The sequence below is a fragment of the Pseudomonas sp. MLB6B genome, assembly GCF_054508135.1.
Genome location: NZ_CP199313.1, coordinates 3,601,462 through 3,613,629, shown reverse-complemented (window position 1 = coordinate 3,613,629; position 12,168 = coordinate 3,601,462). Strand labels below are relative to the sequence as shown.

Below are 12,168 nucleotides of genomic sequence, written 5' to 3'. Positions count from 1 at the left end.
TGCCTCCGGCGTAGCGGTGCTCGGCGACATCAACGTCCCGCTTCGATAGGCGGCTCGTTCGCAGGCGGATCCCCGACCGGCGTCGGCTCTCTGGCCGGATCATGGGGCTCCTGCTCGGGCGCCGGAGTCGGCAACTCCGGCTGGTCGATGTTCGGATCGGGTGTTTTTCCAGGCATGGGCAGGGGCATCGTGTCACCTCGCATCGTAAGTTGAGCTATTGGCCCTACGTGCGACCGCTGCCAAGCCGGCTTGGCTCAATTGTTTTTGAACCCTGGCACGTTTCGGCGGCTCTGAACCTTCACCGCCTAAAGTCTCAGGGAGCAAGCTCAGATGTCACGTAACGAGCCTTTTGAAAGCGTGCCCATGGCCAACGACCACCCGCAGCAGGCGATCAGCCTGTCCCAGGCGTTGATGGCGCCGCGCATCGTGATCGAAGACATCCAGCCGACCCTGGACGGGGGCGCCTTCGCTGCCAAGGCCGTGGTCGGCCAGCCGGTCGCGGTCAGCGCCAAGGTCTACAGCGACGGCCACGACCGCCTGGCCGTGGTGCTGCACTGGCGCACCGCCGCAGCCGATGCCTGGCATAGCACGAGCCTGATCGACATGGGCAACGACCTCTGGCGGGGCGAGTTCACCCCCGAGGCGCTCGGCCCGCACCAGTTCCGCGTCGAAGCCTGGATCGACCCGTTCGCGACCTACTGCTACGACCTGGAGAAGAAGTATCAGGCGGGTGTCGATATCGGCCTCGAACTGCGCGAAGGGCAGATCATGCTGGACCAGGCCGCCCACCGTTGCCAACCGGAACTGCAAGGCCGCTTGCACCAGGTGCGCGAGCGCTTGGAAGGCCTGTCCACCCATGAACAGGTAGCGACGCTGCTGGAGCCGCAAACCGCGCTATTGATGACCGAAGCCGAACACCGCAGCTACCTGACCCACAGCCCCGTCCTGCCCCTGGACGTCGACCGCGAAGCGGCGCTGTTCGCCAGCTGGTACGAGCTGTTCCCCCGCTCGATCACCGACGACCCGGCGCGCCACGGCACGTTCAGCGATGTCCACGCGCGCTTGCCGATGATCCGTGACATGGGCTTCGACGTGCTGTATTTCCCGCCAATCCACCCGATCGGCCGCCAGCACCGCAAAGGCCCGAACAATTCCCTGAACGCCGGCCCGGACGATGTCGGCAGCCCCTACGCCATCGGCAGCGCCGACGGCGGTCACGACGCCATCCATCCGCAACTGGGCAGCCGCGAAGACTTCCGCAAGCTGGTCGCCGCCGCCGCCGAGCACGGCCTGGAGATCGCCCTGGACTTCGCCATCCAGTGCTCTCAGGACCACCCCTGGCTACAGGAGCATCCCGGTTGGTTCAGCTGGCGTCCCGACGGCACCATCCGCTACGCCGAGAACCCGCCGAAGAAATACCAGGACATCGTCAACGTCGACTTCTACGCGGCCGACGCCGTGCCCGACCTATGGATCGCCCTGCGCGACGTGGTGATCGGCTGGGTTGAGGAGGGCGTGAAGACTTTCCGCGTCGACAATCCGCACACCAAACCCTTGCCGTTCTGGCAATGGCTGATCGCCAATGTGCGCAGCCAGTATCCCGAGGTGCTGTTCCTCGCCGAGGCTTTCACCAAGCCGGCGATGATGGCGCGCCTGGGTAAGGTCGGGTACGCGCAGAGCTACACCTACTTCACCTGGCGCAATACCAAGCAAGAGCTGAGCGAATACTTCCAGCAGCTGAATCAGGCGCCGTGGCGCGACTGCTACCGGCCGAACTTCTTCGTCAACACCCCCGACATCAATCCGTTCTTCCTGCAACAGTGCGGCCGCGCAGGCTTCCTGATCCGCGCCGCGCTGGCGACCATGGGTTCGGGCCTGTGGGGCATGTACTCGGGGTTCGAACTGTGCGAAGCCGCAGCCCTGCCGGGCAAAGAGGAATACCTGGACTCGGAGAAGTACGAGATCCGCCCGCGCAACTTCACCGCACCCGGCAACATCATCGCCGAGATCGCCCAGCTCAACCGCATCCGCCGGCAGAACCGCGCGTTGCAGACCCACTTGGGTGTGACGATGCTGACCTGCTGGAACGACAATATCCTGTACTTCGCCAAACGTACGCCGGAACGCGACAACTACATCCTGGTAGCCGTCAGCCTCGATCCGCACAACGTGCAAGAGGCGCATTTCGAGTTGCCGCTGTGGGAGCTGGGTCTGGAAGACCATGCCGATACCCAGGGCGAAGACTTGATGAACGGCCATCGCTGGACCTGGCATGGCAAGACGCAGTGGATGCGCATCGATCCGAACTATCAGCCGTTTGGTATCTGGCGGATCAGCCGTAGCGAATGATCCGGACTGTCGCAGTTGATCTGCCGACGGGGCTACGCGCCTGGCGTTTGGTGCAGCAGCCCCGGCGTTTGCGGAACCAGGTCCATAGGTAATGGGCGCAAGTAGTCGGCCATACGCCTGGATCGGGGGTATACGGTGTTTCATTTGGGGCCGCCTTGTGGCCCATCGCGGCTTAAGCCGCTCCTACAGGCGCTAGGCTCTAACAGGCGCGAGACTGGCGGGGCAATGGGTTTACCACCGACTTCAAGGGAGTTGCACATGGCCAAACGTTCGCGCCCGGCAGCCTTCATCGACGATCCGCTGTGGTACAAGGACGCGGTGATCTATCAGCTGCACGTCAAATCGTTCTTCGACGCCAACGGCGACGGCATCGGCGACTTCGCCGGGCTGATCGGCAAGCTCGACTACATCGCCGACCTTGGCGTCAACACCCTTTGGCTGCTGCCGTTCTACCCCTCGCCACGACGCGACGACGGTTACGACATCGCCGAATACAAAGCCGTGCATCCCGACTATGGCACCCTGGCCGACGCCAAGCGTTTCATCGCCGAAGCGCACAAGCGCGGCCTGCGCATCATCACCGAGCTGGTCATCAACCACACCTCCGACCAACACCCCTGGTTCCAGCGCGCGCGCCACGCCAAACCCGGCAGCAAGGCGCGCAATTTCTATGTGTGGTCCGACAGCGAACAGAAGTACGACGGTACGCGCATCATTTTCCTCGACACAGAAAAGTCCAACTGGACCTGGGACCCGGTCGCCGGCCAGTACTTCTGGCACCGCTTCTATTCGCACCAGCCGGACCTCAACTTCGACAACCCGCAGGTGATGAAAGCGGTGCTCGGGGTCATGCGTTTCTGGCTCGACCTGGGCGTCGACGGCTTGCGCTTGGATGCCATCCCGTACCTGATCGAGCGCGACGGCACCAACAACGAGAACCTGCCCGAGACCCACGCGGTGCTCAAGGCCATCCGCGCCGAGATCGACGCCCACTACCCGGACCGCATGCTGCTGGCCGAGGCCAACCAGTGGCCCGAAGACACTCGGCCGTATTTCGGCGAAGGCGAGGGCGACGAATGCCACATGGCCTTCCACTTCCCATTGATGCCGCGCATGTACATGGCTTTGGCCATGGAAGACCGCTTCCCGATCACCGACATCCTGCGCCAGACCCCGGAAATCCCCGCCAAATGCCAATGGGCGATCTTCCTGCGCAACCACGATGAGCTGACCCTGGAAATGGTCACCGACCGTGAGCGCGATTACCTCTGGAACCACTACGCCGAAGACCGCCGCGCGCGCATCAACCTCGGCATCCGCCGCCGTCTGGCGCCGTTGTTGCAGCGCGACCGCCGACGTATCGAACTGCTCACCAGCCTGCTGCTGTCCATGCCCGGCACGCCGACCCTCTACTACGGCGACGAACTGGGCATGGGCGACAACATCTACCTGGGCGACCGCGACGGTGTGCGCACGCCCATGCAATGGTCGCCCGACCGCAACGGCGGCTTCTCCCGTGCCGACCCGCAGCGCCTGGTGTTGCCGCCGGTGATGGACCCGCTGTACGGGTTCCAGACGGTCAACGTCGAAGCCCAGGCCCACGATCCGCACTCGTTGCTCAACTGGAACCGTCGCCTGATCGCCGTGCGCAACCAGCAGAGAGCCTTCGGCCGCGGCACCTTGAAGGCCTTGACGCCGAGCAATCGGCGCATCCTGGCCTATGTTAGGGAGTACACCGACCAGGCCGGCAACCACGAAGTCATCCTGTGCGTGGCCAACGTGTCGCGCACGGCCCAGGCCGCCGAACTCGACCTGTCGCAGTACGCCGACAAGGTGCCGGTCGAGATGCTCGGCGGCAGCGCGTTTCCGCCCATCGGCCAACTGCCCTTCCTGCTTACCCTCGCGCCCTACGGCTTCTATTGGTTCCAGCTGGCCAGCCACGAGCGCATGCCCAGCTGGCACCAGCAGCCGGCCGAGGCCCTACCGGAGCTGACTACCTTGGTATTACGTCGACGTCTCGAAGAGCTGCTGCAACCCCCCGCCCGCGATGAGCTCGAAGGCACCATCCTGCCGCAATACCTGCCCAAGCGCCGCTGGTTCGCCGGCAAGGAAGGCCCGCTCGACAGCATCAGCCTCAGCTATGGCGTGCGCTTCGGCAGTGACGAGCATCCTGCATTGCTCACCGAAATCGAAGTGTTGAGCAATGGTGTGGCCAGCCGCTACCAGCTGCCCTTCGGTTTGTTGCGCGAAGAGCACATCAGCACCGCCTTGCCTCAGCAACTGGCCCTGTCGCGGGTGCGCCGCAGCCATGAGGTGGGCTTGATCACCGATGCCTTCGTCCTCGAACCGTTCATTCGCCAGGTGCTGCGCGCCTGCCAGGACGAAAAGCGCCTGCCTTTGGAACAGGGGGAGTTGCAGTTCCACCGCACCGAGCATCTGCAAGGCTTTGAGCTCGACGACAACACCTCGGTGCGCTACCTCAGCGCCGAGCAGTCCAACAGCTCCGTGGTGGTCGGCGAGCACCTGGTGCTCAAGATGATCCGCCGGGTCAATGGCGGCGTGCACCCGGAACTGGAAATGAGCGCTTACCTGACCCAAGCCGGTTTCGCCAACATCTCGCCATTGCTGGCCTGGGTCAGCCGCGTCGACGAGCAGGCGCAACCGCACCTGTTGATGATCGCCCAGGGTTACCTGAGCAATCAGGGCGACGCCTGGGCCTGGACCCAGAACACCCTGGAACGGGCCATTCGCGACGAGCTGGAAGCACAGCAAGGCACCGAACAGGGCCATGCCGACGCTCAAACCGAACTGGCCGACTTCGCCGCACTGTTCGGCCAGCGCCTGGGCGAAATGCACCTGCACCTGGCAGCACCCACCGACGACGCCGCGTTCGCGCCGCAGGTCAGCGGCCATGACGACAGCCAGCGCTGGGCACAGCAGATCGGCGCCGAGCTGAACCACGCGCTGGACTTGCTGGCCCAGCATCGCGACGCGCTGGATGCCGATAGCCAGGCCTTGGTCGACGACCTGCAACAGCAGCGCGAGGGCCTGGCCCAGCACGTCGCCCGTCTGGCCGAGCAGGCTCAGGGCGGGTTGCTGATCCGCGTGCACGGCGACCTGCACTTGGGGCAAGTGCTGGTGGTTCAAGGCGATGCCTACCTGATCGACTTCGAAGGCGAGCCGTCGCGTCCCTTGCAGGAGCGGCGTGCCAAGCACAGCCCCTATAAAGATGTCAGCGGCGTGCTGCGCTCTTTCGACTATGCTGCCGCGATGATCTTGCGCAGCGCGTCTGCCGCGGACCTTTCCGAGCCGGAGCGACAAGCCCGACAACGTGTGGCCCGGCAGTATCTGCACCAGTCGCGACACGCCTTCGTCGAAGCCTACGGCCTTGCCACCGCCGCCATGCCCCATGCCTGGGAGCAAGGCGATGGCGAGCGGGCGGCGCTGGAGCTGTTCTGCCTGGAAAAGGCCGCTTACGAAATCACTTATGAAGCCGAAAATCGTCCTGCCTGGCTTGCCGTGCCCTTGCACGGCCTACACGGACTGATCAGTACCTGGGGAGAGACAGAATGAATGCTACAACGCGTGAAAACGGCGGCTTGCGCCAGCGCGACCTGGATGCGCTGGCGCGTGCCGAACACGCCGATCCGTTCGCCATCCTTGGCGCCCATACCGATCCTGACGGCGGTGTGACGGTCCGCGCCTTCCTGCCTTCGGCGCTAAGCGCTCGGGTGCTGGCCCGCGAAGACGATCGCGTGCTGGCCGACATGCAGCAGGGCAGCTTGCCGGGCCTGTTCTTCGCCCATCTTAAGGAACAGCAGCCCTATCGCTTGCAAATCGGCTGGGCCGGCGGCGAGCAAGTCACCGAAGACCCCTACAGCTTCGGTGCCCTGCTCGGCGAGATCGACATGCACTTGTTCGCCGAGGGTACCCACCGTGAGCTGGCCGAGCGTTTTGGCGCCCAGATGACCCAAGTCGACGGCGTGGACGGCGTGTGCTTTTCCGTGTGGGCGCCCAATGCGCGTCGAGTCTCGGTGGTCGGTGCCTTCAACGGCTGGGACGGACGTCGCCACCCCATGCGCTTGCGTTCGGAATCGGGCGTGTGGGAGCTGTTCATACCTCGCCTGGGCGCCGGGGAGTCCTACAAATTCGAAGTGCTTGGCCGCGACGGCGCCGTGCTGCCGCTCAAGGCCGACCCGCTGGCGCGTGCCACCGAGCTGCCGCCGAGTACTTCTTCCAGGGTCGCCGGGCCATTGGCCCACGCCTGGAACGACGAGCGCTGGATGAGCGAGCGCGAGCAGCGCCACGACATCCACGCGCCACTGTCGATCTATGAATTGCACGCCGGTTCCTGGCAGTGCGAAGTGGACGACGGCGGCGCCGTGTCGCATGTCTATAACTGGCGCGAGTTGGGCGAGCGTCTGATTCCCTATGTGAAAAACCTGGGCTTCACCCACATCGAACTGCTGCCGATCATGGAGCACCCGTTCGGCGGCTCGTGGGGCTACCAGCCGCTGTCGATGTTCGCGCCGACCTCGCGCTACGGCACGCCGGAGGACTTCGCCGCTTTCATCGACCAATGCCACCAGCACGACATCGGCGTGATCCTCGACTGGGTGCCGGCGCATTTCCCGACCGACGCCCATGGCCTGGCGCAATTCGACGGCACCGCCCTGTACGAATACGCCAACCCTCACGAAGGTTTCCACCAGGATTGGAACACCCTGATCTACAACCTTGGCCGCAACGAGGTGCGTGGCTTCATGCTGGCGTCGGCCGTGCATTGGCTCAAGCGCTTCCACATCGACGGCCTGCGCGTCGACGCGGTGGCCTCGATGCTCTACCGCGACTATTCGCGCAAGGTGGGTGAGTGGGTGCCGAACGTTCATGGCGGCCGCGAAAACCTCGAAGCCATCGAATTCCTGCGCCAGCTCAACGACATCGCCGGCCAGGAAGCGCCGGGCACGCTGATCATCGCCGAGGAATCCACTTCCTGGCCAGGCGTCAGCCACCCGACCCAGCAGGGCGGTTTGGGCTTCACCTACAAATGGAACATGGGCTGGATGCACGACACGCTGCACTACATCCAGAACGACCCGATCTATCGTGCGCACCACCACAACGAGCTGAGCTTCGGGCTGGTCTATGCGTACTCGGAAAAGTTCGTGCTGCCCATCTCCCACGACGAGGTGGTCCACGGCAAAGGCTCGCTGATCCAGAAGATGCCGGGCGACCAATGGCAACAGTTCGCCAACCTGCGGGCGTACCTGGCCTTCATGTGGCTGCACCCTGGCAAGAAGCTGCTGTTCATGGGCTGCGAGTTCGGCCAGTGGCGCGAGTGGAACCACGACGCCCAGCTCGACTGGTACCTGCTGCAGTACTCCAACCACAAAGGCGTACAGGATCTGGTCGGCGACCTGAACCGTCTGTATCGCGATCTGCCCGCCTTGCATGAGCTGGACTGCCAGCCTACGGGCTTCCAGTGGTTGATCGGCGACGACGCGCAGAACAGCGTCTACGCCTGGCTGCGCTGGAGCAGCAAAGGCGAGGCGGTGTTGGTGGTGGCCAACTTCACGCCGGTGGCGCGCGAAGGCTATCGCGTCGGCGTGCCATTCGAAGGCCAATGGCGCGAGTTGCTCAACAGCGACGCCGAGCGCTATGCCGGGAGCAACTTCGGCAACGGCGGCGCTGTGAGTGCCGAGCACCTGCCCAGCCACGGCCAGGCGTATTCTGTGTCGCTGAGTCTGCCGCCGCTGGGTGTGCTGGTGATGCAGCTCGAAGCGCCTTTGCAGGCGTAAGCCATTCGGGGTCGCTTCGCGGCCCCGTTCGTCCTTGCAGGCAGGGCCCTCGGTCGAGGGCCGGTCTCGCGTCACTCAAATCGGGTGCGGTGACGCATCGGCATCGTTGGCGGTTACAGGCGTGTGCATGTCCTCAACGCACGCATGCCCACCCAATCCAAGACCTCGAGATCGCAGGGCGACTGACGCTTCCACTCGCCTGCGGGCCAATTATTCGCTGGACGTGCGCATGGGCCCGGCGTGACCATCGGGCCCATCGGCCATCTGGAGACGCCCATGAAACGCCCCCTGCTCAACTGCGACATCGGAGAAAGCTTCGGCGCCTGGTCCATGGGGCTGGACGAAGAGGTCATGCCCTTGATCGACTGCGCCAACATCGCCTGCGGCTTCCATGCCGGCGACCCGGGCATCATGCGCCGCACCGTGGCCCTGGCCGTGCGCCACGACGTGCGCATCGGCGCGCACCCGGCCTATCCTGACCTGGCCGGCTTTGGCCGGCGCAGCATGGCCTGCTCGGCGCAGGAGATCGAAGACCTGGTGCTGTACCAACTGGGCGCGCTGGAGGCGATGTGCCGTGCCGAGGGCACGCAGGTGCGCTACGTCAAACCCCACGGGGCGCTGTACAACGACATGATGGCCGATCCCGTGCGTCTGGCAGCGGTGATGCGGGCCGTACGCGCCTTCGATGCACGGTTGCCGCTGATGTTGATGGCCACTGCCGACACCACCGCGAGCCGCGCATTGGCTGCCCAACACGGCCTGAGCCTGTGGTTCGAAGCCTTCGCCGACCGCGCCTACGAGCCCGACGGGCAATTGGTCAGCCGCCGTCTGCCCGGCGCCGTGCACCACGAAACGGCGCAGGTCGTGGCGCAAGCCTTGGGCCTGGCCCGCGGCGAGCCTTTGCTCACCCGCGACGGCAGCGCCTTGCGCTTGCAGATCGATACCCTCTGCGTGCATGGCGACAACCCGGCGTCGGTGGCGGCGGTGCGACAGATCCGTCAAGCCCTGGACGGTCTGCCGGCATGAACCTGCGCCTCGAAGTCGCCGCCATCGACTGCCTGACCCTGCGCCTGTTCGACGCCATCGACGAAGCCAACGTGCCCTGGCTGCTGGCCGCTGCCGAACGGCTTCGCGAAACCTTCGGTGCGGCGCTGGTGGATCTGGTGCCGTCGTACACCACGTTGATGCTGCACTACGACCTGGCGCAACTGGACGATGCCCAGGCCCGCGTCCTATGCCGGCAAGCCTTGAGCGGACTCACCCCTGCGACGGCCGAGCAAGGCCGCGAAGTGGCGTTGCCGGTGTGGTACCACCCAAGCGTCGGTCCCGACCTCGAACCGCTGGCCCGACAGCGCGGTCTGGCAGTGGACGAACTCATTGCCTTGCACAGCGGCCGCACCTATTCGGTGTTTGCCCTGGGCTTTGCGCCGGGCTTCGGTTTCATGGGCCTCGTCGATCCGCGCCTGGCCAGCCCGCGGCTGGCCACGCCGCGCAAGGCGGTGGCCGCCGGCAGCGTGGGTATCGCCGAGCGGCAGACGGCGATCTACCCAGCCGTCTCGCCCGGCGGCTGGAACCTGGTGGGGCGCAGCCCGACACGCTTGTTCGACCCGGCACTGGAGGGTTTCAGCCTGCTGCGGCCTGGCGACCGAGTGCGCTTCGTGCCGATCGAACGCGACGAATTCCTTTGCCTGGGCGGCGATGCGACGCCGATGGAGGCGCAGCCATGACAGCACTGATCGTGGAAAAAGCCGGTCCCCAGGCCAGCGTGCAGGACGGCGGCCGCAGCGGGGTGCGGCATCTCGGCCTGACCCAGGGCGGCGCGCTCGACTGGCTGGCCCAGCACTGGGCCAACTGGATGCTGGGCAACGCACTGAACGCCGCCGTAGTGGAAATTACGCTCGGCGGGCTGCACTTGGAATGCCAAGGCGAGGGTTGGCTGGCGCTGGCCGGCGCTGACCTCGGCGCGACGCTGGACGAACAGCCGCTGCAGGTCTGGCGCCCGTTCAAGGTGGCGGCTGGACAGCGACTGCGCTTCGCCAGCCCGCGCCTGGGCGCGCGTGCTTACCTGGCAGTGCCGGGTGGGGTGCAGGCGCCGTTGCTGGCCGGCAGTTGCGCCACGGTGCAGCGCGAAGGGGTCGGAGGCCTGGACGGGCAGGGCAGTGCTTTGCGCGTGGGCGACCGGTTGGCCTGGGCCGGCGAGCCGGCTGCTGTGCGCGCCGTGCCTGTGGCGCGGATTCCCGACCTGCTTGGCCCGGCGCACCTCGAGTTGATCCTCGGCGCCCAGGCCGGCGGCTTTACCGGACAGAGCCTGTTCGACGTCTTCAACCAATCCTGGACCGTGGACGCACGCAGCGACCGCATGGGCCTGCGCCTGACCGGCGAACCGCTGCGCTACACCGGGCCCGGCCTGATTTCCGAAGGCATCCCGCTGGGCGCGGTGCAGGTGCCGCCCGACGGCCAGCCGATCATCCTGCTCAACGACCGCCAGACCATCGGCGGCTATCCACGGCTGGGCGCGTTGAGCCCGTTGGCGGTGGCGCGGTTGGCGCAGTGCCTGCCGGGCGAGACGGTGCACTTGTGGCCGCAAGTGGCCTATGCGGCGCAGGAGCGCCACCGCCAGGTGGCGGTGAGGGCGGTAGGTTAAGCCCGCTGGACGGTCGCAACGGAATAGAGTCGAATTCATACTGTACAAGCCGATTACAATCTTTCGCGCGGCGGCTTTCGACTCGCCGCGTGGCGCCGATGAATGATGCTCATATGGAATTGAAACGGGTTCGCAGTACTTTCCCAGTCTTGAACCGTGACACCTAATTTTCCAGAGTGTTGTGCGGGATGAAAGTGGACGCCGTCTTGGCGCGAGGATAGGGCCGAAGGTTGTGGTGGGCTTACGCAATGGGATTGTCGGTACCCGCATTCAAAATGCCAAATTTTTCTTGAGGTGGCTGGCGCTCCGAGGATTCATGGAATTGGGAAGGGTGGCCGTAAGGCAATGGGATGGGTCGCCCTGATATCGGAAGGCATTTGTTGAAGTAGAAATTTGACTTGTGGATGTCTTGCCGGTAAATGTTCAAGTAAGTGCCTTCGTTCGGAAGTCTGATGGGAGGTTCTAAGCAGCGCCCTTACTTTTGGAGTGCTTTCGACATAAAACATCACGTCCTGTATTTCGTCCAGTAGGCTGGGGCTTGTTTTCAACGTTGGCCGACTTGGTGCTAAGTCAGGATTCCACTGAGACTTATTAGAAGGGCTGAATTCTTCAGCGAACGTTACTTTGCGCGCTGGTCGTTTATTGGCGGCCTCGATAGCCTCGATAGCCTCGGCGGTCTTGGCAGCCTTGGCAGCCATGGCAGCCATGGCTGACTTGAGAGCCTCGGCATCCTCGGCAGCCAAGTATCTTGTCGGGTGTACTGCTTTAGCAGAATCGAAAAATTTAGTGTCTCGTTTTGGCCGCCTTTGGATTTTTAAACCCTGGCCAAGGGGAGAGTGGCCAGAGGGGTCGGTATGGTTTATCGGATCCCCGGCGCAGTAGGCGTAAGTATTAGCGCCTCCCTCATTGAATGGGCTCGAACTGTCAGGGGAGAGAAACCGCATAAGGGTGGTGCAATACGCTCTGTGATAACCGGTCCCTAGTAAATAGAGGTGCGCGACGTGTGAATGGCAACCGCCGCAGAAGCCGACAGTGCCCAGTCGTTCAGGAGAATATCCATAGGCTGTGTATGATGAGGTGTGCATAATATGGATCCTCGCTGAAATGTGAATGTCCAGGCGGTCGTAAAATTCTTGTTGAGTCATGATTACCCAACTGCCAAAACCAAAGATCGCTTGTGGTGGTTTATTAGTCGCGAAATATGAAGGTTGCCAAGGTAAATGTTTTGGTGTTCCAGGTATGAGTATGGGGGGTTTTTTTTGCGAGTAAACTGGCAAACTTACCAGTTGCGCGCGGGTGCGTTTACTGTCTTCGATTGCGTGCCGTGTTGAACGAAATCGCACATTCAGTACGAGAAAAGCTTGCAGAAATTTTTGA

General features: G+C 63.9%; 7 protein-coding genes. 6 read left to right on the top strand and 1 reads right to left on the bottom strand.

All coding sequences use genetic code 11. The features are described 5' to 3' along the window. Window positions 1-330: 330 nt before the first annotated feature. From ACSMEV_RS15985 to ACSMEV_RS15960, 6 genes are all read left to right on the top strand, one after another. A complete protein-coding gene (locus tag ACSMEV_RS15985; protein WP_459206027.1) occupies window positions 331-2,349 on the top strand; it encodes an alpha-1,4-glucan--maltose-1-phosphate maltosyltransferase in 2,019 nt (672 codons plus the stop codon). Window positions 2,350-2,607: 258 nt separating this feature from the next. Further along, a complete protein-coding gene (gene treS / locus ACSMEV_RS15980; protein ID WP_459206026.1) occupies window positions 2,608-5,922 on the top strand; it encodes a maltose alpha-D-glucosyltransferase in 3,315 nt (1,104 codons plus the stop codon). Beyond that, window positions 5,919-8,147, top strand: a complete 2,229-nt coding sequence (glgB, locus tag ACSMEV_RS15975) for a 1,4-alpha-glucan branching protein GlgB (RefSeq protein WP_459206025.1) — start codon at window positions 5,919-5,921, stop codon at window positions 8,145-8,147. Before treS ends, glgB begins: the two co-directional genes overlap by 4 nt. 276 nt (window positions 8,148-8,423) lie before the next feature. Further along, window positions 8,424-9,173 (top strand): 5-oxoprolinase subunit PxpA, encoded by a 750-nt coding sequence (locus tag ACSMEV_RS15970; RefSeq protein ID WP_459206024.1) that lies wholly within the window; start codon window positions 8,424-8,426, stop codon window positions 9,171-9,173. Next, window positions 9,170-9,874: a 5-oxoprolinase subunit PxpB gene (gene pxpB, locus ACSMEV_RS15965; RefSeq protein WP_459206023.1), complete on the top strand. Its 705-nt coding sequence runs from the start codon at window positions 9,170-9,172 to the stop codon at window positions 9,872-9,874. Before ACSMEV_RS15970 ends, pxpB begins: the two co-directional genes overlap by 4 nt. Further along, a complete protein-coding gene (locus ACSMEV_RS15960) occupies window positions 9,871-10,791 on the top strand; it encodes a 5-oxoprolinase subunit C family protein (RefSeq protein WP_459206022.1) in 921 nt (306 codons plus the stop codon). The genes pxpB and ACSMEV_RS15960 overlap by 4 nt, the downstream gene beginning before the upstream one ends. 314 nt (window positions 10,792-11,105) lie before the next feature. Here ACSMEV_RS15960 and ACSMEV_RS15955 read toward each other — a convergent pair whose 3' ends face one another. After that, window positions 11,106-11,936 (bottom strand): RHS repeat-associated core domain-containing protein, encoded by an 831-nt coding sequence (locus tag ACSMEV_RS15955; protein ID WP_459206021.1) that lies wholly within the window; start codon window positions 11,934-11,936, stop codon window positions 11,106-11,108. Between the last annotated feature and the right edge of the window lie 232 nt (window positions 11,937-12,168).